At 71.0% G+C, this 25,051-nt stretch carries 25 protein-coding genes and 1 tRNA gene; 15 read left to right on the top strand and 11 right to left on the bottom strand.

Annotated features, from left to right (window positions below; translation table 11 throughout):
• Positions 1-403: 403 nt before the first annotated feature.
• The 7 genes from fxlM to ACN27D_RS15850 all read left to right on the top strand — a co-directional run bounded on the left by fxlM (position 404) and on the right by ACN27D_RS15850 (position 5,864).
• A complete protein-coding gene (fxlM, locus tag ACN27D_RS15880) occupies positions 404-1,669 on the top strand; it encodes a methyltransferase, FxLD system (protein WP_421501153.1) in 1,266 nt (421 codons plus the stop codon).
• The gene (locus ACN27D_RS15875) at positions 1,666-2,295 is read left to right on the top strand and encodes an AAA family ATPase (RefSeq protein ID WP_358170978.1); all 630 of its coding nucleotides are present in this window, start codon (positions 1,666-1,668) and stop codon (positions 2,293-2,295) included. The genes fxlM and ACN27D_RS15875 overlap by 4 nt, the downstream gene beginning before the upstream one ends.
• 124 nt (positions 2,296-2,419) lie before the next feature.
• Complete coding sequence (locus ACN27D_RS15870) at positions 2,420-3,304, top strand: phosphotransferase (protein WP_421499389.1); 885 nt, start codon at positions 2,420-2,422, stop codon at positions 3,302-3,304.
• Positions 3,301-3,831, top strand: a complete 531-nt coding sequence (locus ACN27D_RS15865; RefSeq protein ID WP_421499388.1) for a hypothetical protein — start codon at positions 3,301-3,303, stop codon at positions 3,829-3,831. The genes ACN27D_RS15870 and ACN27D_RS15865 overlap by 4 nt, the downstream gene beginning before the upstream one ends.
• A 183-nt stretch (positions 3,832-4,014) precedes the next feature.
• Positions 4,015-4,422: a hypothetical protein gene (locus tag ACN27D_RS15860; protein ID WP_358170973.1), complete on the top strand. Its 408-nt coding sequence runs from the start codon at positions 4,015-4,017 to the stop codon at positions 4,420-4,422.
• 225 nt (positions 4,423-4,647) lie between these two features.
• The gene (locus tag ACN27D_RS15855; protein WP_421499387.1) at positions 4,648-5,550 is read left to right on the top strand and encodes a protein-L-isoaspartate O-methyltransferase family protein; all 903 of its coding nucleotides are present in this window, start codon (positions 4,648-4,650) and stop codon (positions 5,548-5,550) included.
• 238 nt (positions 5,551-5,788) lie between these two features.
• A tRNA-Lys gene (locus ACN27D_RS15850) sits at positions 5,789-5,864 on the top strand.
• 958 nt (positions 5,865-6,822) lie between these two features.
• Here ACN27D_RS15850 and ACN27D_RS15845 read toward each other — a convergent pair.
• Positions 6,823-8,301, bottom strand: a complete 1,479-nt coding sequence (locus ACN27D_RS15845; protein ID WP_421499386.1) for a site-specific integrase — start codon at positions 8,299-8,301, stop codon at positions 6,823-6,825.
• An 85-nt stretch (positions 8,302-8,386) separates the two neighbouring features.
• Entirely contained in the window at positions 8,387-8,692 is a 306-nt protein-coding gene (locus tag ACN27D_RS15840; RefSeq protein ID WP_421499385.1) for a helix-turn-helix domain-containing protein, read from the bottom strand.
• Between the two features lie 68 nt (positions 8,693-8,760).
• Here ACN27D_RS15840 and ACN27D_RS15835 point away from each other — a divergent pair, with 68 nt between their 5' ends.
• On the top strand, positions 8,761-9,054 hold the full coding sequence (locus tag ACN27D_RS15835) for a hypothetical protein (protein ID WP_421499384.1): 294 nt from the start codon (positions 8,761-8,763) through the stop codon (positions 9,052-9,054).
• A 106-nt stretch (positions 9,055-9,160) separates the two neighbouring features.
• On the opposite strand, the gene ACN27D_RS15830 is transcribed toward ACN27D_RS15835, so the two are convergent.
• From ACN27D_RS15830 to ACN27D_RS15790, 9 genes are all read right to left on the bottom strand, one after another.
• Positions 9,161-9,739, bottom strand: coding sequence for a hypothetical protein (locus tag ACN27D_RS15830; protein WP_358170967.1), 579 nt, complete (start codon positions 9,737-9,739; stop codon positions 9,161-9,163).
• A gap of 161 nt (positions 9,740-9,900) precedes the next feature.
• Positions 9,901-10,353: an XF1762 family protein gene (locus ACN27D_RS15825; RefSeq protein WP_358170966.1), complete on the bottom strand. Its 453-nt coding sequence runs from the start codon at positions 10,351-10,353 to the stop codon at positions 9,901-9,903.
• On the bottom strand, positions 10,350-10,601 hold the full coding sequence (locus tag ACN27D_RS15820) for a site-specific DNA-methyltransferase (RefSeq protein ID WP_358170964.1): 252 nt from the start codon (positions 10,599-10,601) through the stop codon (positions 10,350-10,352). The genes ACN27D_RS15825 and ACN27D_RS15820 overlap by 4 nt, the downstream gene beginning before the upstream one ends.
• Positions 10,490-11,500, bottom strand: coding sequence for a DNA-methyltransferase (locus tag ACN27D_RS15815; RefSeq protein ID WP_358170963.1), 1,011 nt, complete (start codon positions 11,498-11,500; stop codon positions 10,490-10,492). Before ACN27D_RS15815 ends, ACN27D_RS15820 begins: the two co-directional genes overlap by 112 nt.
• Complete coding sequence (locus ACN27D_RS15810; RefSeq protein WP_421499383.1) at positions 11,497-12,378, bottom strand: hypothetical protein; 882 nt, start codon at positions 12,376-12,378, stop codon at positions 11,497-11,499. The genes ACN27D_RS15815 and ACN27D_RS15810 overlap by 4 nt, the downstream gene beginning before the upstream one ends.
• The gene (locus ACN27D_RS15805; RefSeq protein WP_358171378.1) at positions 12,347-12,868 is read right to left on the bottom strand and encodes a DNA cytosine methyltransferase; all 522 of its coding nucleotides are present in this window, start codon (positions 12,866-12,868) and stop codon (positions 12,347-12,349) included. Before ACN27D_RS15805 ends, ACN27D_RS15810 begins: the two co-directional genes overlap by 32 nt.
• 19 nt (positions 12,869-12,887) lie before the next feature.
• The gene (locus tag ACN27D_RS15800) at positions 12,888-13,766 is read right to left on the bottom strand and encodes a hypothetical protein (protein ID WP_358170961.1); all 879 of its coding nucleotides are present in this window, start codon (positions 13,764-13,766) and stop codon (positions 12,888-12,890) included.
• A complete protein-coding gene (locus ACN27D_RS15795; RefSeq protein ID WP_358171376.1) occupies positions 13,763-14,701 on the bottom strand; it encodes a TRM11 family SAM-dependent methyltransferase in 939 nt (312 codons plus the stop codon). The genes ACN27D_RS15800 and ACN27D_RS15795 overlap by 4 nt, the downstream gene beginning before the upstream one ends.
• Positions 14,702-14,735: 34 nt before the next feature.
• Positions 14,736-15,611, bottom strand: a complete 876-nt coding sequence (locus ACN27D_RS15790; protein ID WP_358170960.1) for a hypothetical protein — start codon at positions 15,609-15,611, stop codon at positions 14,736-14,738.
• A 774-nt stretch (positions 15,612-16,385) separates the two neighbouring features.
• On the opposite strand from ACN27D_RS15790, the gene ACN27D_RS15785 reads away from it, so the two are divergent.
• From ACN27D_RS15785 to ACN27D_RS15755, 7 genes are all read left to right on the top strand, one after another.
• Positions 16,386-17,255, top strand: coding sequence for a hypothetical protein (locus tag ACN27D_RS15785; RefSeq protein WP_421499382.1), 870 nt, complete (start codon positions 16,386-16,388; stop codon positions 17,253-17,255).
• 648 nt (positions 17,256-17,903) lie between these two features.
• Positions 17,904-18,287, top strand: a complete 384-nt coding sequence (locus tag ACN27D_RS15780) for a pilin (protein ID WP_358170958.1) — start codon at positions 17,904-17,906, stop codon at positions 18,285-18,287.
• A 7-nt stretch (positions 18,288-18,294) separates the two neighbouring features.
• On the top strand, positions 18,295-19,212 hold the full coding sequence (locus tag ACN27D_RS15775) for a hypothetical protein (RefSeq protein ID WP_358170957.1): 918 nt from the start codon (positions 18,295-18,297) through the stop codon (positions 19,210-19,212).
• Positions 19,213-19,251: 39 nt separating this feature from the next.
• Entirely contained in the window at positions 19,252-19,431 is a 180-nt protein-coding gene (locus tag ACN27D_RS15770) for a hypothetical protein (protein ID WP_358170956.1), read from the top strand.
• 180 nt (positions 19,432-19,611) lie between these two features.
• A complete protein-coding gene (locus ACN27D_RS15765) occupies positions 19,612-20,586 on the top strand; it encodes a PrgI family protein (RefSeq protein WP_421499381.1) in 975 nt (324 codons plus the stop codon).
• A complete protein-coding gene (locus ACN27D_RS15760; RefSeq protein WP_421499380.1) occupies positions 20,583-22,379 on the top strand; it encodes a VirB4 family type IV secretion system protein in 1,797 nt (598 codons plus the stop codon). The genes ACN27D_RS15765 and ACN27D_RS15760 overlap by 4 nt, the downstream gene beginning before the upstream one ends.
• Positions 22,376-24,865 carry a helicase HerA domain-containing protein gene (locus tag ACN27D_RS15755; protein WP_358170954.1) on the top strand — a complete coding sequence of 830 codons (2,490 nt, stop codon included), beginning with the start codon at positions 22,376-22,378 and terminating at the stop codon, positions 24,863-24,865. Before ACN27D_RS15760 ends, ACN27D_RS15755 begins: the two co-directional genes overlap by 4 nt.
• The last annotated feature ends 186 nt before the right edge of the window (positions 24,866-25,051 follow it).

Here is a 25,051-nt window from a genome sequence, read left to right as displayed (position 1 = left end):
CATGCCGACCCCTGCCGACTATGCCACCGCTTGTCTAGATGATCCAGCTCTCACGCTGTCCCGCCCTGATGCACATCAGTCACAGCGAAGTCGGACCGCAAGTCGGTATTCCCGTACTTCTCACGATGACTGATCGTGTGAGGCGTAGCCGGTAAGGCTTAGGCGGCAGCCGGTCGCACGCCTCGCCGAGCTCGCCGAGACCGCCCAACGCGAGCACGACCCGGATAAGGCGTCCACGGTGTACAACGGAGCCGCTCTCGTCGCCTCCGAGGCTTGTGGGGGCAGCCAGGCGCTCACAGCCTTCCCTGGCGGGAGGCCGGGGACCTCCCTACGAGACAACCTCAGCCGGGCGCATTTTGTCACATGCGCCCGATATTGTCGCCGCACATCCGCATTCCCGCCGATGCCCGTTCACGGAGGTCAACCCATGGCTGGTTCCGCGCTCGACACCAGCTCCACCGATGAGGCCCGCGCCCGGCTCGCCGACCAGCTGCTCGCCCGCCGGTGGGTCACTTCGCCAGCGGTGGAGGCGGCGTTTCGTCGAGTGCCGCGACATCTGTTCGCGACCCACGGCATCAGCATCGACGCCGCGTACGCCGACGACGTTGTCATCACCAGTCGCGGTCCGGACGGGCGCGCGACGAGTTCGATCTCCGCGCCGTGGCTGCAGGCCTACATGCTGGAGCAGGCCGGGCTGCGGCCCGGCGCCCGGGTCCTTGAAGTCGGTTCCGGCGGCTACAACGCCGCGCTGATCGCCGACGTCGTCGGCCCCGAAGGGACGGTCGTCACCATCGACATCGACGCCAACGTCATCGAGCGTGCCCGCACCGGCTTGGACCGTGCCGGCTATCAGCAGGTGACGGCGGTACACGGCGACGGCGAGTACGGACACCAGCCCGGCGCCCCGTATGACGCCATCATCGTCACCGTGGAGACACCGGATCTTCCACCGGCCTGGCTCGACCAACTCGCCCCGGCCGGTGTTCTGATCGTGCCGCTGCGGATGCGCGGCATGACTCGGTGCCTCACCCTGCGACGCCACGAGGATCACCTTCTCGCTGCTGCCGCGCTGCAATGCGGGTTCGTGCCGATGCAGGGCGACGGGCGCAGCCCGGCCCGCCGTCTGGCTCTACGCGGCGACGACGTCGTCGTGGTCCTGGACGACACCACCGCCGAGGTGAGCCTGGACGCACTGGCCGCGGCGCTGCACACGCAGCGGTTGGAAGCTTGGTCGCCGGTCACCATCACGATGGAGGAAGGCTCTTCCTTCGAGTCGCTGCACCTGTGGTTGGCCAGCCAACCCCGGCCCTTCGGCACTCTCGCCGTAGACCGCGAGCGCTCCGCCGGACTGGTCGACCCTCAAGACCGGTTCGTCTGCCCCACCCTGCTCACCGCCGACAGCTTCGCCTACCTCGCGATGCGCAAGCTCGATGACACCACCTGGCAGTTCGGCACCCACGGCTTCGGACCCGATGCCGACACCCTCGCCACCGACATGCTCGACCTCATCACGGTCTGGGACCACCATCACCGGCACAGCCCCGGCCCGAAAATCACCGTGCACCCCACCGGCACGCACCCGCCCGAACCCGATGGCCCCCAACTGCTCGTAACCCGCCGCCACGCCGCGATCATGGTCACCTGGTCCGCCTCGGAGCAACCACGGTGACCACCGACCCGTCGCACGTCGAACGGTTCTCCCCGCAGTTGCCAACCCTCGTGATCATCCGCGGCAATTCAGGCAGCGGGAAGACGTCAGCCGCGCGGGAGGTTCGCCGTCGCTACGGCCGCGGGGCGGCGCTGCTGGAGCAGGACTACCTGCGCCGGACCATCCTGCGCGAGCACGACAGCGCCCACATCGACCCGGTCGCGCCGGCGTTCATCACCGCGACCGCTCGCACCGCCCTCGACCTGGGCTACCACGTCGTCCTCGAAGGGATCCTGCACACCGAACGCTACGCCGACACCCTGCACCAGCTCATCGACAGTCATCCCGGGCCGGTCGCCGTCTTCTACCTCGACGTGGCCTACGACGAAACCGTCCGCCGGCACCTCACCCGCGCCGAACCCATTCCCGTCACCGCCGAGCAGATGCGCGAGTGGTACAGCCACCGCGACCTGCTCGGTGTTGCCGGTGAGACCGTCATCCCCGAGCCAAGCACCTTCGAGCAAACGGTCACAACCATCCTGCACATCAGCGGCCTCACCGCGGCGGCGCCGCAGACTCCGTGTCCCCGGCGGTGTCGGCACTGCGCGCGCAAAGCCGAAAACGGTGCCCCTGCCACCACCCATTAGCCCGTTGCTGCGCTACTCGACCAGCGGGGCCGTTCGACGATGCGAGGCGGCCCGAAGGAGGACCTCCAAGTGCCACAACCACACCCTGTGCCCGACTGTCGCGTAACCGCGCCATATCCCGCCGATGCGGGCCAACGCGAGCGGCACGGCAGGCACGGCGGCCGAGCAGTTCGCGGCGTTGGTCGCCCGCGCCGGACGGGCCGGGGTGGGTGTCGGCCGGGTTCTGCACCGCACCGACAAGGCCGTCGTCGCTACCGGACGTCTCGACGGCCGGCCCGTGATCGTCAAGCTGCTGGGCACCCGCGATCCGTACTGGGTGGGTCGGCGCTGCCACGAACTGCGCCTGTATGAACTGTTCGCCGCGCAGCCGCCACCGGTGGCGGTGCCGCAGGCGCTGTGGTCCGACGAGCATCTGACCGTCCTGACACAGTTGCCCGGGCGGCGTCTGCACGATGCCCGTCACCTCACCCGCGACGTCAGCGCCTGCACCGCTCGGCAGCTCCTAGACACCCTCGACACCCTCGCTGCGTGGATGCCGACACCGGGCCTGCCGGCGGCGATCGACTACCACGGCCGCATCGACGCCGAACACGCCGCCGGCCTCCTCGACCAGGACGATCGGTCCGCCCTGCACGCCCTCGTCGAGCAACTCGGCCCGGCCCGGATCACCGCCCACGGCGACCCGCTGCCGACGAACCTGCTCCTCGACGACCGGCAATGTGCACTGGTCGACTTCGAGCACACCGGCCGCTACCTGCCCGGCTACGACCTGGCGCTGCTACACATCGTCGGCGCCGCCGCCAGCCCGACCCTGGCCGCCGCGGTCACCGCACGCGTGCGCACCGCCGGCATCGCCACCGCCTACCAGGTCAACCTGCTCCTACTGACCTGCCGGGAGATTCGCCTGCACACCAGCCTGCCACCCGAGGATCCAGCCACCTCCCGGTTGGCGTTCCTGCGGCAGCTGGCCGACCAGGCTCGCCGACAGGTTCGGGCGCTCGCCCGATGACCAGCAACCAGCCAGTAACCGGCCCGCCGATACGCGACAGCGGCACCAGCACGTCGCCTCTCCTGGGCCCCGACTTCGGCAGATTGTGGGGCGCCCACTCGTTGAGCGAGCTGGGTTCCGCCGTCGGGGCCGGCGCGCTGCCACTGATCGCGATCCTGCTACTGGACGCCTCCAGCCTGCAGGTGCCCCTACTCGCGGTGGTCTCCGGCCTCGCCGCAGCGGTCATCATCCTGCCGCTGGGACCGTTCATCGAAATCCGCCGCATGCGGCCCGTCATGGTCGGCGCCGACCTGCTGGGCTACGCCGCCACCAACGCCCGCACCGCCCTCACCGCAGCCGCCGCCCTGACCATCGCCAGCGCCGCGTTCTTGCCTTGGACAGCAACCGAGGCCAGTCCCCCGGCAACGACATCGCACTTTTTTGCCCCGGCGCCGCCCACCACCGCGGCGCCCAGTGACCGCATTACGGAGCCCAGCGCGACAGGCGACTTCACGCCGCTCGTCAAGACGGACAACACCAGGAGGTGACCAGCGGCGAACGACCAGCCGGGCGACAGCGCCCCCGTCCAGTTCCGCACGTGTCCGCCGTCGCACACCGCCCATCCCTCTTCGATCACATGTACCAATTCAGCGCGTGTCGTTCAGGTGGGGCGTCCAGCTACGCGCCTACCGTCGTGACAACCCCAATCCCAACCCGAGGGAGAGCACAGGATGAACGATGGCAGCACTCACGGGCGGGCAAGCCGCCGTCACGCAGGCATCACGGTCGACTTTGTGCTCGGCGGCACCCCGGGGTGCCTCCTCACCGCCGGCTCAGATGGGCGGCTCGCTTACGTCGATCTGCGCGTCGGTAAACATGGCTCGACCCTGGCCGGCCTGACCGAGGCGCTGTCCACCGCGATCACCACCAGTCTGCAGGCCGGCGCGCCGCTGCCCGAGCTCGTGGTCGAACTGCGGAACACACACTACGTCCCCGCCGGGGCCACCACCGATCCGGACGTGCCACAGGCAACGTCGCTCAGCGATTACCTCGCGCACCGCCTCCAGCCATGGACGCCAGAGCCCGGCAACCCGGCACTCGAACGCATCGTAGCCACACCCAAGCACCACTCTCGATGAACCGCGCCCGCCTGTCAGCGACACGCCCCGAGCGGGCCGCAGCTTGCTGCTCATCCCATGGCTCAGCCGTCACCACTGTCCGCCGCGCCGAAGGAGTGTTGTGACCGCTACCGACCCGCTGCTCGCCAGCGTTCCCGAGCAGATGTACGTCCACAACGAGGAACGCGGGGAGACACTGCACCGCTCTGCGGCGGAAGCCATCCATCGCGACGTGCTCGCCCTTGCGTGCGCGAAGGCGACCAGGTGCTGGAGATCGGCACCGGCACCGGATACTCCGGGGCGCTGCTCGCCATCCGAGCTGGGGCGTCGGGGCGCGTGACGAGCGTCGACATCAGCGAGGACCTCGTCGGGTGGGCGACCCGTCTGCACCAGCGACGCGGCGTCACCACAATCACCTGCCACACCGCCGACGGCCTGAACGGCTACCCGCCGCACGCCCCATACCAGCGCATCGCGGCCTGGTGCGCGCCCCCACGGCTGCCCCGAGCGTGGGTGGAACAACTCACCCCGGACGGCCGGATCGTGGCCTGCCTGCCCATCGCCGAACAGCCGTGTACCACACTGATCGCCACCATCACCCTGAGCGCGGGACAACCACACGTCGAAACGGTCACCTTCGGCGGCTACGCCCAGAGCACCGCCACCGCCGTCGACGACGCCCTGACACTCCCAGGCCGCTGGGTCGATCACCACACCGGCCACCCCCAACCGGCATGGGTATCCATCGGCTGGCGCGAGCACGACGACCCGCACCACACCGGCGCTCGCGCGGCCCTCAACCTCCTGCGGCGCCCTGGTCACACCGAGACCTACCAACGCGCGCCTCTGGACTGGCTGTCGTGGACCGCCTACTCCGTCATCGTCGGCGGATCACAACGCAGCTTCGTTGCCCTCGACGACGGCAGACGCGGCATCGGGCACACCACCGCGAGCACCGCGGCCATCATCCTGGCCGACGGCACCATCCTCGCCGACACCGCCGACTCTCCCTCCCTGGCCGCCCTGCGGACCTGGCTGAATCATTGGGAGCAGGCAGGCCGACCCGGCCCGGACTGGTTCGGCATAAGCCTCGTCCCCAATGAAGAGGACGAACTGCCCGGCTGGGACCTCCAGATCACCGCCGGCTGAGGTTGGCGGCTCGTACGCCTGCGAGCAGCTGAGGTAGTCGAGACGTGTAGCGCAGCAAGGCGCGAGCTGGTCAGGCGACCGCTGCCAGACGTCCGTAGCGCGGACTCGACGCGAACGGCACCCATCCCGGGATGCGCGCCGTCGCCCCGGGCCCTGCTCGCCCCGCAACAGCTTGAGGCACGTGGCAGGTAAGCCGGGTGCCTTCTCGGCAGGACCTCGGGTAGCCTTGGGGCGCAGCGGGCCGCTAGCTCAATCGGTAGAGCTGCTGACTTTTAATCAGTAGGTTCGGGGTTCGAGCCCCCGGCGGCCCACCAAAGAATAGCTCCTGACCTGCGAATATAGGCGTTCATCCAGTCGATGTCTATCGAATGCGGTGAACGCGTTGGCGTCTGGTCTCGATGGGCGACGTGTCGCGGTGACGGTCGGCGCTGAAGTGGTCGTGACCGGCCGTGCGAATGTCGATCTCACCGTGCGCGTCGCTTGCCTACGCCCCGGATGAACCGTCTTCTGGTCCGGCTGGTGTCCGCGCCGTGATGTAAGTGCCTCCACCAGGTGATCAGGGTGGCTCGCCTGCGCGGCTGGGCAGCGCTGGTGGTTGATGTGGGCGCCGACTGGTGGGTTCACGACTCGCGCTGCCGCGCTGGCCGTAGCAGGGGTCGACACCGCCCAGGCCCGGGCAGGACCGCGCCGACAGCGCCGCCGACGACGGCCACCGTGTCGTCGCCAGTGGTGACGGTACGGGTGCGGGCAGGTTGAGGCGCGCCGGGGCCACGGTGGCGCGGTGCTGTTGGCGGGCTACGGCGGAGTCGACGTGGAGGACCTGTGATCGCCCTCTCGTCGGTTGTCGTGGTGGCGCGCCAGTTGCGGTTCAACAGGCCTTCGGTGACCACCTCGATCCGCGTGATGCCGCGCGAGCCGGTAGGCGTGGGCCACCTGCTGCGAGCTGCTGATGCTCGCCGTGGAGGCACGAAGCGTGCGCCGGGATTGGGACCGCATCGGCCTTTCGCACCAGCCAAGACGGCGAGCGACAACGAGCCACCCCGCGGGCCGTGCGGAGCTGGACGGGTAAGCGTGGTCTGGCTTCAGGTGTGGCGTCGGCCCTTCTGCCCCTGTGGCGAGCCGGATGCGGTCGGCCTTGCGGTGGTCGGACGCATCCGGCACTGGCCATGGGTCACAGCCCGACCGAGGGCGTGGTGTGGCGTAGCGATCCCGCGGGTCAGCTGTGCGGGGACCGGGTCGAGGACGGGATGTCGTGTCAGCTGATCGTGCCGGTCAGGCGGCCCGTGGGCGTAGGCGGCGGGGAACTAGCGCGGCGGCGGCCTCCGCTTTGTCCCGTTCCACTTCGAGTTCGACGATGACGGAGGTGTAAGTGTTGCTGGTGATGGTGATGGTGGAGTGCCCGAGGAGTTCCTTGACGTCGGTGAGGTCGGCGCCGGAGGCTTTCAGGTACGTCGCGGCGCAGTGCCGCAGGTCGTGCAGCCGGACCGGGGGCAGTCCAGCGTCGCGTACGAGGCTGTCGAAACGCTTGCTGACGGTGTCCGGGTGCCACTTGTCGCCGTTGGGCTGAACGAAGAACCACCCGGTGTCCGGCCACTTGCTGCCGCTGACGAGCTGCCAGCGGGCCCGGCGGGCGAGGTAGGCGCGCCAGGCGGCGGCGGTGAAGCTGTCCAGCGCGAACGTGCAGTTACCGGACTCGGACTTGACCTTCTTGTCGACCGCCTCGTAGCCGACGGTGGTGCGCTGCAGGTCGACGGTCACCAGGGCACCGTCGAGGTCGACGGTGGTGTCACGCAGGCCGAGTGCCTCGCCGCGGCGCATCCCGCGGTGCATGATGCCCACGAACACCGGGTAGAGGGCGATGTCGTGATCCTGGGCGTAGTCGAGGAAGACTCCGGCCTGATCCGGGGTCCATACCATGACCGGGCTGGGCTTCTCCCCGGTCTCGCGCCACCGCGCGACGGCCTTGTCCGTCCACACTCGGGGCTTAGGCTGCTTCGCCGAAGGCAGTTCGACATGCTTGGCCGGGTTGAAGTCGATCAGCCGGTTGTTGGTCCGTGCCATCGCGTCGTTGAGTGCCTTGCGCAGGGTGGCACGGATACGCTGCATGGTCGCCGGGCTGGTGGTCCGTATCCCTCGGACGGTGGCGCGGATCTGCGGGTCCTCATTGTGCCGGGCGATCTCGATGGCGGCGTTGCGGTCGGTGATCGCGGTGAACATCGCCGAGATGTGCTCGACCCGCAGCTTCACCAGGGGGATGTCGCCGAGGTGCGGGATGAGGTGCACCCGGATGTGGCAGCCGTAGTGGCGTTTGGTGCTCGGCTCGATGTTGCGGCGGGACTCCAGCCACTGCCGCAGGTAGGTGCCGACGGTCATGTCGACGCTGGCGGGGAGGCCGGCGTTGACCCGCTTGGCGATGGTGTCGCGGTCGGGCATTGGGGCGCCGGCCTTGACCTGCTGGAGCAGGTCGGCGATCTCGGTTGCGAGAGCGGTGTCGTCGCCGGCGAGCGCCAGCAGCGCGATGGCCTGGCTGCGGTCCTTGGCGGCGTCGTCACGGCTGTCGAAGGTGTGGCGGCGTAGCGGGGACCGACGGGAGCCGTCGATCCTTCTCGGCAGTTCGAGTTGGTATCCCCACTTGCCGTGGTGGGAGTTCCATGCCCCTCCGGCGCGGCGGAGCTGGGGGCACCGTGGGCCGAGTTTCTTACCGTCGGGGTCGCGGCAGGTGCAGATTTTGTGGATGGATCCTTCCGCCATGGTGCTGTGGCTCCTCGGGGTTATGGGGCAGCCGGTGGCTGCGGATTTCGTTCCAGGTGATCGACGCGTGCCTTCGGCGGACAGGTCAAGTCGCCGGCGCCGGGGGTGGGTCGGGTGGTTGCTCGTCGTCGGTGGGCAGGTGCAGGGCGTGCAGGATCGCCGCGACCGGTACGCGGTAGCGGCTGCCGAAGCGCAGGACGGCGACCGGGAACTGGTCACGTTTGGCGAGTTCGTAGGCGGCGGCGCGGGACAGGCCGAAGATTTGCGCCGCCGTGGCGATGTCGGTGATCAGGCCGAGGGCGCGGATCCGCTCGACGGTCCAGGCGGCGGTGTCGGGCTGCCCGCTCCTTGGGCTGGGGTGGTCGGTGAGGTTGTGGTTGGGCTTGGTCATGGCAGTGCGGTCCTTTCGAGGACGTGGGGTGAGAGAAGCCGCCGGCCGGGTTGGGATAGGCCAACGGCATGGCACGGCGCGCTGCCGCGCCGGCGCGGCGCACGCCCGCACGGGGTCAGGGCCTGCCCGCGGGTCAGGTGTCGCCGGTCTGGCTGACCTGGTCGGGCCAGGACAGCAATCGCGGCAGGTTGTGGCGGGACATCGTTCAGGTGAATGCCGTCGGCCGACTGGCACAGGCTCTCGGCGGCGTACCGCAGCCGCCGCGCTGGCCTTCGGATGGTGCGGTCTCGGACGCGGACCTCGGCGGCCAGGGCGGCGGCGGCCGGTTTGTGTCCGCTTGGACCGCCACTGCCTGGCTTTGACACTCGGCGGCGTGGGATCGCGGGTCGGGGCGCGGCGGTTTCTGTCGGGAGGTGTGAGCGGGTGGGGGCTGGCGCAGGGCGTTGTCGGGGTAGACGGCATCGCCTGTCACGGCCGGGGTTCGTCTCGCCGGGTAAAACCGCTGCGTCGGTAGGTGTGGTCGGCGGGGTCGTCCTCGCGGTCGTAGCCCGGCTCCTCGCCCCCGCGGCGGTCGTCTGCTGCGAGCAGGTCCAGTCCGCCGAGGAACACGACGCAGTGGGCGAGGGCGTCGTCTTCCTCGATGTCGCTGTCGTCGAGCACGTTGTCGCCGGGAACGTCGTGGTCGGGGTGGTCGGGGTTGAGCAGGACCTGCTCGTCGGGGACCGACTCTCTGTCGTGCCACAAGGTGGGCGCTTCCAGCAGTCGCAGGCCGTGATCCCGCAGGCTCTTGAGACGAGCCGTGAGAGTTTTGGTGGGATCACCGGTCAGGTCGCTACCGCGACTGGTGACGGTGACGCGCGCGTCGGCCGCCACCACGCGGAGGCGGCGTTCGGTGTACGGGTCGGCGGGTCCTGGCGGTGTGAGGGTGTGTCCGTCGGGGCAGCCGTCGAAGTGGATGGTGCTGTCGAGTGCCTCTTCGAGGAGGTTCTCGAACACGCCGATGTCGGTTTCGTCGTCCTCGTGGTTCACGCGGGCGGCGACCGGCACCCGGAAGGCGACTGTCCTGGTCGGGGGTGCGGTAGATGTGAAGGCGGCTAGGGGGTGTGCGGGACGGGAACGCATGGTTGCTCCATGGGTCGTAGGACGGGCAGGGGTGGTCGTCCGCGCGTCACTGGCGTCCACCCCTGCCCGAGGCGGTGCGCTGCGGGTTAGGGGATTGGCTGCCAGCGCAGGCGGGCGATGTGGTCGACGCCGTGGTCGGCGCGGGGCCGCGCGGGGCGCGACCAGCCGGCGGTCGGGGGGCGTGTGGCGATGACGCGCCAGCCGGCCGCGCGCAGGCTCGCACCGGATTCGCCGTGCTGGGTGTAGGTGACTAGGCGGCGGTAGCCGAGTGCCTTAGCTGCCCGCCATGCGGCGGCGTAGAGCATGCTGCAGCCGTTGGGGATGGCGTCGGCGACGGCGACGCGGGTGACTTCGAGGGTGTGCCCGTCGTCGAGCAGCCGGGCTACGGGCCGGCCTACCACCGCCACCCCGACGAGCACCTCGTGCTCGGCGATGCCCAGGGAGAACTTGTGTCCCTGGGGTGGGCGGTGGTGGCGGTGCCAGTCGCCGATGAAATCCGCCGCCTGGGCGAAGGTCACCGGCACGAGCCGAAGGCTCATCCGGCGCCCCCGGAAAGGTCAGGGCCCAGCCGAGTGATCGCCTCGTCGTGGAACCCCTCGGCGATGTCGACGCCGATGTAGCGCCGGCCGAGTCGAACGGCGGCCAGGCCGGTGGTGCCGGCACCGGAGAACGGGTCTAGGACCACGCCACCGGGTGGACAACCGGCGGCGATGGCCCGCAGGGGAAGGTCGATGGGGAAAGGGGCGACGTGGGAGCCGCGGTAGGGGCGAGTCGCGATGCGCCACACGTCCCCGGGGTTGCGGCCCCGCGGGTGCGCGGCGGTGTGGGCGTGCCCGAGCGGCTTGAGGTTGCCCGCAGCCGCACGCGGTTCGGTTGCGGTGTCGGTGGCGTATTGCCGCCGTAGGCGGTGGCACCACGCCGGCGGGCGGTGGCTCCGACGCCGCCCGTGGCGCCCTTCCGGGCGCCACCAATGATCCGCGTGCCGTCTACGGCTTCGGGCCGGGCCAGCGGCAGGCGAATCGGGTCGAGGTCGAAGTAGTAGGTCGGTGACGTGGTGAGCAGGAACAGCAGTTCGTAGGTGGTGGACAGCCGGTCGCGGACCGACTCCGGCATGGGGTTGGTCTTGGACCAGATGACGGCGTTGCGCAGCCACCAGCCCGAGGCTTGCAGGGCGAAGGCGACCCGCCAGGGCACTCCGATGAGGTTCTTCACCGGCAGCGTCGACGCGCTGCCGGGGACCGGATTGACGCCAAGGGTCTGTTCAGCGCGCCGACCTGGCGCGCTGTAGCTGTCTCCCAAGTTGAGCCAGCAGGTGCCGGTAGGGGACAGCACGCGGCGGACCTCGTCGAACACGCCGACCAGCCGGTCGACGTACTGCTCGACGGTGGCCTCCAGGCCGTACTGCGGGTCGCTCCACACCGCCGGGCAGCGACCGCAAGGTGCGCCGTTGAGGAGCCTTTGCGTCGCGGCGTGGAGGCAGCCGGGATCACCGCCGACCCAACGCCCGGTGCCGTAGTCGCGCAGTGACCAGAAGGGTGGTGAGGTCACGACCGCGTCGACGGACGCGTCGGGCATGGCCGCGAGGACCCGCCGCGCGTCGCCGAGGTAGAGGGTGACCGGACCGGCCCGGTGGTACTCGTAACCGGTCAGGCCGTCTGGCCGCTGGTCGCGCAGACCGCCGCTCACGTCGGCACCTGCCAGCGGTGAGGGCATAGCAGCACCCGTAGCGCGGCTGCGGCCTGCTGGGGGACGACGCCGTTGCCGAGGACCCGCAGAGCGAGGGTGCGTGGCAGCCCCAACACGGGGTCGGTGACGTGGCCGTCGTTGAGGCCCATGAGCCATTCCACGAACGGCGGGGCGAGCACGGGTTTGCCGTGTTGCCCGGTCTGCGTGGGCTCGGGCGCCGCCCGGCCGAGCAGCAGCTCCCAGCGGGCGACGGCGGTGGCGTAGCCGCCCCACCGGTCCTGGTCGAGGTGACCGAGGCCGGCGATGGTGGTGCGCAGGTCCGCGCCGCCGTCGCCGTGGCGTCCGGGTCCGTGGGCGTCGGACGCGCGGGGGGTGGGCAGGGTGCGGGCGGGTACCCGCACCGCCGCCGACGGGAGGGTGAGGTCGCCGTGGCTGCCGCGTTGGCCGGGGCAGCCTTTCGCCCCGTCGGTGGCGCGCGGGGTGGGCAGCAGTACCTGCGATAGCGGGGGCCGGAAGCCGGCCCCCGCCTTGCGTCCGGGGGTGCCGGTGTCGCTGGCCCGCGGGGTGGGCAGTAGCCGGGTGGCGTCGGTCAGCGTCCGGCCCTGGTGATCGATCGGGGTGACGCGGCCGGCGGTGACGTTGGCTGAGGATCGGCTGTCGGCCACCGTCGGGGTGGGCAGGAGCTGCCCGGCGACGCCGGCCAGGCCGGGCCGGCGGGCCGCTCCCGCCGACGGGGACTTGTTCGACCCGTACGCCACCGCCGTCGGGGTGGGCAGCAGGCCGTGGCGGGTGCCGGACGGTTCGATCAGGTCGGGCAGCCCGTACTCGTAGCCAGGGCCTTTGCCGTCACGGGCGCACGGCGTCGGCAACGTCCGCACCCCCTGTCCACCGCTGGGCGGGTGTGGCCAGCAGGAACAGCCGGTCGCGGCGGTGGGCGGCGCCGATGTCGGATGCGCGTAGGCACGTCCAGCTCGTGTCGTACCCGAGCGCGGCCAGGTCGGCTTCGACGACGTCGAAGCCGCGTCGGAGGAGCGCGGCGACGTTCTCCACGAAGACGAGCGGCGGTCGAAGCGCGCGAACGGCGTCGGCGACAGCGCTCCACAGGCTGGAGTGCGCTCCGGTGATTCCGGCGCGCTTGCCGGCGTTGCTGATGTCCTGACAGGGGAAGCCGGCGGTGAGGATGTCGACGGGTGCGACGCTGCTCCAGTCGACGGCGCGGATGTCGCCGAGGTTCGGCACGCCGGGCCAGTGGTGGGCGCAGACGGCGGCGGCGTGTCGGTCGGTTTCGGCGTACCAGGTGAGCTGGCCGCCGAGCACCAGCTCGACGGCCATGTCGAGGCCGCCGTAGCCGGTGCAGACCGACCCGATCCGGGGCGGAAGGTGCTGCTCAATGGCGCACCTCCCGTCCCGGCGTCGCCGCCGCGTCGATCGGTGGGTCGGTGTGCGGGCAGGTCCACGGCCCGCACCCCGGCACATCCATCCCCGCCTCAGTCCTCGGGCGAAGGGTGACCTGGTCGAGGGGGACGCGCTGGCGGTGCAGGAAGAACTGGCCCCGCAACGGCTGTCCGGCGGCGTTGGCCCGCGCCGACCCGTGGCGGATCGCCGCGTCGAACGCCACCGCGTCCGTCCACCCGGTCGGGTCGTCGCGGCGCAGCCGCATCCACTCCGCGTCGGTGCGGAACGGGCAGCCGACGCACGCGCTGCGTGGGGTGTCCGCCACCCGTGCGCGGCTAGAAAGCCCAGGCAGTCCTTGGCGCCGCCAGCCGAGGTCGAGAAGCGGGAAGGTGTTGCGCATGTAGGCGACGTCGGCGTCGCGGGCCCGGCCGATCTCGTCGAGGCTGATCCCGATCGCCATCTCGGCGACCGCACCGGCGGGGACCCGGGCGGGGTGCGGGTAGCCGAGGCGGCGCCGCACCTCCACCTTGATTGGTTTGATCTTGTACTCGCCCGTGCACTGCCGGCGTGCCATACCCCGCTCGCCGTTGGGTCCCAGGGTGAATAGAGGCATCGAGGCGAAGCGGTGGGCCGGGTCGAGGGCGTCGCGGCGGATGTCGCCCGCCGCGACCCGCACGACCGGAATCCCCGATCGGGCGGCGAGCTCCTCCAGCCGTCGCAGGTGGGCGTAGACCGGAGCGGGTTCCCATCCGGTGTCGGCGAAGATCGCCGCGTCGAAGGTGGGGACCTGTCCGCGCGCAGCGAGCAGTAGCAGGGTGGAGCTCTGGACTCCGGCGCCGAGGCTCAAGTATCGGTGGGCGGGTGCGCTCACGCGATCACCCCGCCCTCGCCGGCGTTCAGGATTCCTGAACCCCAGTGGTCCACCGCCAGCGGGCGGCGGAAGATCAGCACGTCCTCGTGCGTGATCAGGTGCAGCGGGGTGCCGCCGGCGCGGGCCTTGCGCACGGCCTGGAGCTGGAAGAACGACGGTCGGGCGACGAGCTGCCCGTCGCGCACCGCCGCGAGGAGCGCGACGCACCGTTCGGTGGGCATCAGGCCGGCGCGGACGCCGGCGGCGATCACGGCGCTGGGCAGGTCGACTAGCTGCCCGTTCTCGCGCCACGGCCGGGCGGTCACCACGACGGTGCCGCCGGGTCGCAGCAGCCCCGCGCAGCCGCGCAGGATCTGCTCGAACCCGTCGGCGAGGCCGGTGAGGTCGCGGTAGGCGAGGTTGCCGCGGTCGGTGCCGTCGTTGTAGGCGTTGTCGAACTTCGCCACCCCGTCCTCGCCGGGTCGGACCAGTCCGTGCACGGTCGGCCCGTACGGCGGAGAGGTGACCACCAGAGACACCTGTCCCGCCAGGGCGGTGGGCAGGAGAGCGGACAGGCGGGTGGCGTCGCCGCGGACCACCGACGCCCGCCCCGCAGCGCCTTGGCGGTGGGCGTGTGTGATGTTGGCGTCGGCGATGTTGGACCAGCGCGGCTCGTACTCCACGCCGATGGCGTCGCGGCCGGCGTGGATGGCCTCGACGAGGGTGGTGCCGATCCCGCACATGGGGTCGAGAACGAGGTCGCCGGGGCGGGTGTAGGCGTTTACGGCGTGGGCGGCGATCGCCGGGAGCATCCTGGCCGGATGCTTGACCGACTCCGGGACGTACCGGCCGCGGCGCTGCACCGGTCCGGTGCGCTGGGCGGTCGCCCACACCGATAGGACTTCCGGCTGAGCCGCGCCGCGCTGCCTGTCCTGGCTCTGGGCGGTGTCCCTAATAGGCTGGTGCGGGTCGGTGGGGAATGGGGTGTGCTCAGCCACGGCGCTCACCGCCGTCCCGGCGCTGCTGTCGCGGCGCGGTGGGGGAGAACACCAGCAGGTCCGCGTGGACCCGCAGGTGCGCCACCCACTGCGGGTGGGCCAGGGTGAACAGTTCCTCGTCGGTGACGTGGTAGACGAACGCGTCGCCGCCGGTGTCTGCGGCGACGGCGACGATGTGCTGCAGGTAGCCCAGGCCCACCTGCGCGGCGGCGGTGGCCACTGGGGTGAAGTCCTCCGGCGCGCCGGCTGCGGCGGTGGGCACGGTGACGACGAGGACGAGGCAGCCGCCGGGGCGCAGCAGCCGCGCGCACGCGGTCAGCAGCCACGCCAGCCGGATCCGGTTGGTGGCGTCGTCGGGGTTCAGCGGCCAGCAGGCCACGACCAGGCTCGTCGCCCCGGTGAGGGACGCGTGCCCGGCGACGGTGGTGGCAGGTTCGGTGGTCAGGTCGGGGTCGGTGAGGTCGTCACCGAACCACGCGGTGATGTCCGGCAGGTTGTCGCCGTCCTCGCCGAGCGCGGCGGGGTCGGGGTGGGCCGCGGGCGTGGCCGGTCCGATGATCAGGCTGGACGCGTCGGTGAACCAGCCCGGGTGGTGCCGCCGGTTGCCCGCCGCGCTGACAGTAGTCAGGGCGTGGTCGGCGGTGAGGTCGACAACGGTCTCGCCGGGGCGGGTGTAGGCGGCGATGAGCCGGTAGGCCAGGCGGGCGCCGATGCTGCGCCCGGCGTCGGCCGCGCTGTGGGTGGTGCGCCACACGGTGACCGGCACGGGCGGGTCGCCGGCGATCAGGTCGATCAGGGTCGGGTCGGCCGCGGGCGGGCCGAGCGGGTGGATAGGGTCGTTGTGGTGCTGCGGCGTGTGCTCGCTCATGTGGATGTCGGCTCCGCGCCGCGCATGTAGTGCGCTGACACCCTCAAATCGGGTTTTGTCAGCTCTGGCGAACGCCCCCAGGTGTGACAGCACTCTGACAGCGACCTCTGATGGTCTGACAGCCTCGGCGCGCGTCCTCGCCGCTGGACTTTCGCTGGGACGGACAGAGACGCGGCTGTCCGCCGTCGAGCGTGACGACAGGCATTGGCGGGTGAGCCACCGGCGGCGGTGACACCGTGATCGCCGCGGTGCTGTCAGAGTGCCGCCGTGTCTGTCACAGCGACGCTCCAGACGCATCGCGGGGACGGTTGTCGACACCGCGCTCCTGCGCCGGGGCCTGTCTGTCACGGTCATCGCGCCGTGTCGGACGACGCCGAAGTGCGTCGCGCGGATCGTCTGTCCGGTCTCCTGCCGTGGTGACAGGAGCCTGGCATCCGGTGCCGCTGTGAGTCTGACAGTCGTACCTGTCAGACCGGGCGACCGTGTTGTGAGGCTGCGCGCCGGTTGGGTGTCGCGCCCCCGCGTCTGGTGGCGCGAAAGCGGGCCGGCATCGGTGAATCCGCAGGTCAGTGCGCTCTGTCAGATCGCGGCGGTCCTGGTGCGCTGGTCGTTGTCAGATCGTGTCAGACGCCGGTGCATAGCGGCGCAGATTGCGCTGAGCTGCGGTGTCAGAGGTCTGTGAGGTCGTCGTGGCGCAATCGCTGTCACCGCATTCGCGGCGATGACACGCACCGACGTGTCATCGACTTCCTTCGTTGACATGGAGTTGTGGAGATGGCTTCGTCTGACACTGCTTGGCCCCACTCGCCGCTGGACGCCCTCGACGCGGCCTTCGTGGCGTTGACCTGCGAGCCCGATCCGATGACATTCGATCTTGACAGGTGCGGCGTCGGCACCGGTCTGCCGCGGGGGGACATGACTCTGTCGGCGCTGCGCGACTGGCTGTTGGCGCATCCGCACGCCTACAAGGCTCGCGCCGCCGTGTGGCGTGAGTTGATCCTACGGGCGCGCCTGGACGGGCCCACGTGGGTGGTGGCGGCGGCGGGAATGGCCCTGCCGGCCCTGCGCCGCTGCGCAGGGCAGCTGCGCGTCGGATGGTCCGGCGATGCTCATGACATCGACTCGGAGATCCTCACCGGGTTCCTGGCGGCGTTGCGCGACCGAGTGGATCTGTCCCAGCCGGCGCCGTACGCGTCGTTGTGCATGGCTGCGTGGCGGGCCGGATTCGAGCTACGCCAAAGCGTCGGTGAGGCGGTGCCCATCGACGATGTGGAACGCATAGTGGGACCTCGCACCCCTAGCGTTCCCTACGGCCATCCCGACCTGCTGGTGCAGCGGGCGGTCCAGCTGGGTCTGCTGGATGCCTGCGACGAGCAGCCCTACATCGACCTGAGGCTGGGCCGTAGGGCGATCGAGCCGATCGCCGCGGCCATGGGCATCACCGTCGACGCCCTACGGATGCGGCTGCGGCGCATCGACGAGCGCATCGCACGGGCGCTGGCCAACGGACTGCTCACCGGTGTGGCATCCCCGCAGGCCGCCGCCGAACTGGCCGCGAACGCCTCACACCGGCAACGGACCCGCACCGCGGTCGCCACCAGCACCGACCCGACACCCGAAGAGCCGGCCCGGCTGGCCGCCTAAGCACCAGGATCCGCGCGGGCCCGACCTCCTGGTCGGGCCCGCCCCCATTGGTGGCCATGCTGGTGCGGCACCGCTCGGACGCTCCCGTATGTCGCGACCCACCGGCGCCGGCGCCGACGCCGACGTTCATCGTGAGCTACGCCGGTGGCTGGAGGCCGCAGCCCCACGTGAGCTGGGCGTGCTGCCCTGTGCGACGTCGCGCTTTTCGTATGGCGAGTGCGCTCCGCCGCGCGGTCCCGTTGATCGTCCTGTCAGAGGTCCCGTCAGATCGGTGTCAGAACCGAAAAGGGCCTGTCAGACCGGTGTCAGACCCGAGGGGCGTTCGCCAGAGCTGACAAGACCCGTTTTGAGGGTGCGGAAGTTCCCCAGCAGGGCCTTCATTGGCCGCGCATGCGAGGGCTTCCGTCCGCCGCCGAAGGGGCCGAGTTCGTGACCGCCCCACGTACCGGACGTCTCCGGGTGCCGCGCAGTTTGGTGCGCTGACACCTCATCGAACATCGCTACCCGACAAGGGAGGACGTGCTCCTCCCGGAGACGGCCCGTGTTCGTGGCGCTGTGCGCGTCTGCGCCCCTTCGGCGGCGGTCCACCACTGACCGCCGACTACCGCCCCGCCGTCAGCCGACGCGGGGCCGGAGGTGAACCCGCTCATGTCCCGCATCCCGGCACGACTTCGTGCCCTCACCCATTCCCGCGCGGTCCGCGTAACCGGCCGCGTCACCGCCGTCACCGGGCAGGTGCTGCTGGTGCTTTCTGTGCCCGCCGCCGCGTACGCCGACAGCGGCGCGCCGCTGCTGGCGGCGAATTCCCTGCCGGTCGTCATCGCGAATCTGCAGGCCTGGCTGATGGGAATTCTCTTCGCGATCGCGACCCTGTTCCTTGTCCTGTCCGGTGTCTACTGGGCCACGGCCGGCGGTGACACCGCCCAGGTCGAGAAGGCGAAGAGCACGTTCCGCAACGCGTTGATCGGCTACGCCCTCGCCGTGCTGGCGCCGATCCTGCTGCAGATCGCCAAGGGCATCGTCGGAGGCTGATGCCGTCATGGGCTACGTGCTGAACCAAATTCTCGACTGGCTGGCGGCGGCGATCCTCGCGACCCTGGACGCGCTGATCGGGGTGATCAGCAGCGCGCTGCTGATCACCCCGGACGTCACCGCCCTGCCCCAGGTGCAGGCTCTGACCGGCCGTTCGGTCTTCGTCGTCGACACCGTCTTCGTCCTGGCCTTCCTGGCCGCCGGTGTGCTCACCATGACCGCCGGCGGCAGCGAAACCTCCCGTTACACGATCAAGGACCTCGCGCCGAGGCTGATCGTGGGGTTCGTCGCCGCGCATTTCTCACAGCTGTGGTGCGGCATGCTCATCGGCCTCGCTAACGCCCTGACCGGTGCGCTCACCACCGGCGACGGGGACAGCGACGGCGCGCTGCGGGCGATCAAGACCCACATCAGCGCGGGACAGGACAAGACCGCGGTGCTGCTGTTTGTGATCTGCGTGGCCATCATCGCGGTCCTGCTGGCGGCCACCGCGTTCAGCGTGATCGTGCGCTTCGCGACCGTACTGGTCCTGACCGCGTTCGCGCCTCTCGCGCTGGCCTGTCACGCCCTGCCGCATACCGACGCGATCGCCCGGCTGTGGTGGAAGGCGTACGCCGGGACCCTCGCGGTGCCGATCGTGCAGGGCTTCACCCTCTACGCCGGGCAGTGGATGCTCACCGACCCGGACAACCTGCTGCCCGTGCTCGGGCTGCCGGTGGACCCGGGCGGGGTGATCAACCTGTTCGTGGTGATGGTCATGCTCTGGACCACCTTGCGGGTGCCCGCGATGATGAGGCGCCTCGTCTCCACCGGCAACGGTCGGGGCGCGAACATGATCGGCGCGGCGGTGCGGGTGGTCGTCGTGCAGCAGGCCACCCGCGCGATTCCCGGCCTGGGTCGCGGACTGCGAGCGGTGAGCCGATGAGCGCCCACGACCGCACCGTACCGAGTCGGGTGAGCGCTGATGTCGACGGTCCTTCTCACGCGGCCTCGCGACCAGATGCAGATGGCCCCCTCCGCGGTCATCAGTCGATCCGGCAGGTCGTTCATGTCGTCGACGCTGCTCAAGCAGCGTGTCGATGAGTCGAGCCAGCTCGTCAGCTGGGACACCTTCACTCCGATGCTCGCGTCGACCTCGCCGTGACGGCAACCGGACCAGAAGCCCGGCGTTCTGCGTCGCGACGCATGTCGAACCGGGCGAATCCACGCGGCTCGGTGTCGAACGGCCCGCCTCTCACGACGCGATCCGGCCCGGCCATCTCGGCCGTGCCCGACACCGGCAACTGATCACCCGCCTACCGGTGGAAAGGATGCGTAACCACCGATGAACCCAACGAAGAACTCGGCAACGGAGTCCTATAGAACTCGTATCCCCGCCGACGTCGACGCCCCCGACACGGTCGCCTACGGGCTGACGTTCCGGCAACTGGCGATTCTCTCTGTCGCCGCCTTGGCCTTCTACGGGGCGTGGCGGGCCCTGCACCAGGTGGTGCCGGTGCCCGTGCTCGTCGGCGCCGCCGTGGTGATGGGCGGTCTCGCGTTCGGCATCGCCGTGGGCCGCCGCGACGGGCTGCCGCTGGATGTGTGGCTGCTCGCCGCCGTGCGCCACGCGCGGGCGCCTCGCGCGTTGTCGACGACGGACACGACCTCAACGACGCCGCACTGGGTGCAAGCACCGAATAGCGCGGTGATGCTGCCAGCGCCACTGCGGCTGCCCGCCGACGCGATCGACGACGGCGGCGAGATCTCTCTTGGGGGCGGGCGGGCGGCGATGGTCGCCGCGTCGAACGTGAACCTGGCGCTGCGCACCGCTGACGAGCAAGCCGCGCTGATCGACACGTTCGGCCGCTGGCTCAACAGCCTGTCCACCCCGACGCAGATCGTGGTGTCCGCGCAGCCGGTAGACCTGCGCTCCGCCGCCCGCACTCTCGCCAAAGCCGGAGAGCACCTCGAACATCCGGCGCTGGCGGACGCGGCGGCCGACCACGCGCGGTTCCTGAACGACCTGGCCGAGCGTCGGGATCCGCTGCGCCGGCAGGTCCTCATCGTCACCCGCACCAGCGACGGGGAGCGGGGCGAGCACGCCGCGAGGCGCCGCGCCGATGACACCGTTCGCGCGCTGTCCGGCCTCGGCGTCACCACCCGCGCCCTGGACGGGGCGGCGGTGACCTCAGCGATCGCCGCCGCCGCCGACCCCTACCGGCCGCACCGGCCCGGCAGTCTTGCCGCACCGGACGCCGTCATCACCTCGCTCAAGCCGCGACCAGGGCATCGACCCGCAAGGAGACAACACCCATGAAACTGCGCTCTCGTACCCCGCTCGGCGAGCACGACGACCGGCGGAAGCCTCACCGGCTGGCCGCGACCGTCGCCCCCGCCTCGGTGGAGGTGACCCCGCGGATGCTGCGCGTCGGCGACGGCTACGCCGCCACGCTGGTGGTGACCGGCTACCCCGCCGAGGTCGGCCCGGCCTGGCTGGAGCCTCTGCTGTCCTGGCCTGGTCGTCTCGACCTCGCCCTGCACATCGATCCGCTGCCCGCGCCGGTCGCCGCCACGCGGCTGCGCAACCAGCGGGCCCGCTACGAATCATCCCGGCGGGCCGACGCCGAGCGCGGCAAGCTGGCCGACCCGATGGTGGAGGCAGCGGCTGAGGACGCCGCGGACCTGGCCAACCGGCTCGCCCGCGGCGCGGCGAAACTGTTCCGCGTCGGGCTGTACCTGACCGTACACGCCCGCACCGAGGACGAACTGCTGCAAGCCTGCGCGCAGGTCAAAGCCGCCGCCGCGTCGACCCTCATCGAAGTGCAGCCGGCGACGTGGCGGCACCTGGCCGGGTGGACGACCACCCTGCCGCTGGCCACCGACAGCCTGCGGATGCGCCGCACCATGGACACCGCCGCCCTGGCCGCCGCGTTTCCCCTCGCCTCGGCGGACCTGCCGGCCCCACTGCCGGGCGAGCCACCCGCCGACGGTGGGGTGCTCTACGGGGTCAACCCCGACTCGCAGGGCATCGTGTGGTGGGACCGCTGGGCGCAGGAAAACCACAACTCCGTGGTCCTGGCCCGCTCCGGCGCCGGGAAGTCCTACTTCGTCAAGCTGGAGATCCTGCGCAACCTCTACCAGCAGGTCCAGGTCGCCGTCATCGACCCCGAAGACGAGTACCTGCGCCTCGCCGACGCCGTCGGCGGCACCGCGGTGCGCCTCGGTGTGGCTGGCGTCAAGATCAACCCCCTGGACCTGCCCACCGGTGACCGCCGACCCGACGTCCTCACCCGCCGCGGGCTGTTCCTGCACACCCTCATCGCGGTTCTACTCGGCCAGCAGCCACCCCCGGCCGAGCGTGCGGCGCTGGACCGGGCGATCCTCGCCGCCTACCGCCACGCCGGGATCACCGCCGACCCGGCCACCCATCACCGGCCCGCGCCGCTGCTGCGCGACCTCGAAGCCTGCCTGCGCGCCGACGAGGACCCGGCCGCGCGGCAGCTCGCCGCACGCCTCGCCCCATGGGTACACGGCTCGTTCTCGCACCTGTTCGAGGGCCCCACCACCACCCGTCCCGACGGGCACCTGGTGGTGTGGTCGCTGCGGCACCTGCCCGACGAACTGCGCGCCGTCGGCACCCTCCTCGCCCTCGACGCGATCTGGCGGCAGGTCGACGCCCCCAGCCGGTCACCGGCACGACGCCTCGTCGTGGTCGACGAGGCGTGGCTGCTGATGCGCGACGGCGAGGGCGCACGGTTCCTGCTTCGCATGTCCAAGGCCGCCCGCAAACGCCACGCCGGCCTGGCCGTGATCACCCAGGACGTCGCCGACGTCCTCGGCACCGACCTCGGCCAAGCCGTCGTCGCCAACGCCGCGACCCAGGTGCTGCTCAAACAGGCGCCGCAGGCCATTGACGCCGTCGGCGACGCGTTCGGTCTCACCGCCGGCGAGCGGCGGCTGCTGCTCGCCGCCCGGGTCGGCACCGGCCTGCTGATCTCCGGGACCAACCGGACCAGTTTCGACGCCGTCGCCTCCGACGCCGAGCACCACCTCTGCACCACCCGCCCGAGTGACCTGGTCGACCTCGACACCGAAGGAGACGACCTATGACACCGCCCCTCACCACCTCGCCCCCGTCCCTGCCAGAGACCGACGTGCCCACCACGGCGACCGACCCCGCGCGGTGGCTGCTCGACGCCGCCGCCTGGGCCGTGCAACGGCCCTGGCTGCTCGCCGTCGCCGCGACCATTCTGATCACCCACGTCGCCGGCCGTAACCTCCTCGCCTTGTGGCGGCACCGCCGGCACGCCGACGGCGCCCGGCTCATCACCATCGCCCCGCCACCCGAGGTCGACCCGCACAGCGCGCCGGCGCTGTGGGCCAACCTCACCGGAATCCTCACCACGTCCCGACACCGCCGGCTGCTCTACGGCAGCCCCCACGTGGCCTGGCAGTACGTCTGGACAGGTCGGCGGCTGCTGATCAGCGTGTGGGTGCCGGGCACCGTCCCACCCGGCGCCGTCGAAGCCGCCGTGCGCGCCGCCTGGCCCGGCGCCGCCTGCACCACCGACGACAACCCCGACCCACCGATTCCCGCCGACACGACCGCGGTGGGCGGGCACCTGCTGCCCACCGCCGCCGAATGGCTGCCCTTCGCCACCGACCACGACAACGACCCGCTGCGCGCCCTAATATCGGCCGGGTCTGGGCTGCGCGCCGACGAGCACGCCTGCGTGCAGATCCTCGCCCGCCCCGCCACCGGCCGCCGCGCGCTGCGCGCCCGACGCGCCGCGACGCGACTACGCGACGGCAGAACCGCCCTGCCGAATATCAACCCGGCCGCGCCGCTGCTGTGGCTCATCGAGGCGTTCCTACCCGGGCGCGCCTCCAGCCCCGGGCAGCCTGCGCGGGCAAGCCGACGAGATCCCGGCATCGAACGCGATGTGCGGGCCATCCTCGACAAGACCTCCCACCCGCTGTGGGAGACCGCGGTGCGCTACGGCGTCGGCAAGGACAGCCGACGCGCCGACACCGACCAGCGCCCCCGGCTGCGGGGCGTCGCCGACACCATCGCCGCGGCCTTCGCGGTGTACTCAGGCCGCAACCGCCTCGCCCACCGCACCCGTATGCCGCAGCCGGCTGCCGTTCTCGCCCAACGGCGCCTCGGCGTCGGGTTCCTCACCTGCACCCCGGAACTGGCCGCGCTCGCCGCGCTGCCTCGCGACCTGGCTGTGCCCGGCCTGGACCGGGCACGCGCGAAGTCCATGCCCAGCCCCGTCGCCGTACCCACCGGCGGGCGCGGCACGAAGATGATCGGTGACGCGCAGGTCGGCGGCCACGGCATCGCCCTGTCGGTGCCCGACGCCCGCTACCACCTGCACGTCGTCGGATCCACCGGCTCGGGCAAGACGACCCTGCTGGTGAACATGGCCGTCGACGACATCAAGGCCGGCCGCGGCACCGTCGTCATCGATCCGCACGGCGACTTGGTCTTGGACATCCTCGACCGGCTCCCGGCATCGGTCGCCGACCGGGTGGTGCTCTTCGATCCCGACCAGCCCAACCCGCCGACGATCAATCCGCTGTCCGGCACCGACCCCGACCTCGTCGTGGACAACATCGTGTCGATCTTCGGCAACATCTTCGCCAAGGCGTGGGGACCGCGGATGGACGACGTCATGCGCGTGGCCTGCCTGACCCTGCTACGTCACGCCAACGTCACCCTGCAACACATCCCGCCGCTGCTCAACTCGGCGCAGTTCCGCTCGGCGATGACCGTCGACCTCGACGACCCGGCGGGCCTCTCCGGGTTCTGGCAGTGGTACGACGAACTCAACCCCGCCCTGCGCTCCCAGGTCATCGGACCCGTCCTCGCGCGGCTGCGCGCGTTCCTGCTGCGCGACTTCGTCAAACGCACCATGCGCTACCCCCAGTCGAGCTTCGACATGGGCAAGGTCCTCGACGGAGGGGCACTGCTCGTGCGCATCCCCAAGGGCCAGCTCGGGGAGGACACCAGCAAGCTGCTGGGTTCCCTGATCCTGGCACAGGTGTGGCAGGCCGCCACCGCCCGCGCCCGCGTCGCCCCCGACCAGCGCCGAGACGCCACCCTGATCATCGACGAGGCGCAGAACTTCCTCACCCTCGCCAACAGCCTGGACACGATGCTCGCCGAAGCCCGCAAGTACCGGCTGTCCATGGTCCTCGCCCACCAGGACCTCGCCCAGTTCCCCAAGGACCTCCTGGCCGCCGTCTCCGCCAACGCCCGCAACAAGATCTACTTCTCGTGCGCGCCGGAGGACGCCCGCGTGTTGGCCCGCCACACCCTGCCGGAACTCGACGAGCACGACCTGACCCACCTCGACGCCTACACCGCCGCGACGCGCCTGGTCGTCGACGGCCGGCAGACACCAGCATTCACCCTCAAAACCCGCCCGCCCCAGCCGGTCGTCGGCGAAGCCACCGCGATCCGCGAACGCGCCGCGCGAACTGTGGACCCGCAGGACAGCACCGCCATCGACGCCCTGGCCGACCGCCTGTCCAAACCCGTAGGTGACACCCCAGCCACAGACGGCAGGGGTACCAGAGGCAAGCGCTGACGCGCCCTTCCCGACGGCAAAACCGAGACGGTAGCGAGTCCGGCGTATCTGTCACCGCCATCGGTGCGGGGCTTCACCGCCCCTTCGCCGGGCCCTTCGCCTCCCGTTCACCACCGAAGCGCGAACCGCAGCTGACAGATCCCCCGAATACATCTGTCAGCGCCGCACACCAGCCCTGAGCGCCCG

This window comes from Micromonospora sp. WMMD1274 (genome assembly GCF_049179035.1).
Classification (GTDB): domain Bacteria; phylum Actinomycetota; class Actinomycetes; order Mycobacteriales; family Micromonosporaceae; genus Micromonospora; species Micromonospora tulbaghiae.
The sequence above is the reverse complement of the archived record's forward strand: the minus strand, read 5'-3'. Positions and strand labels throughout refer to the sequence as shown.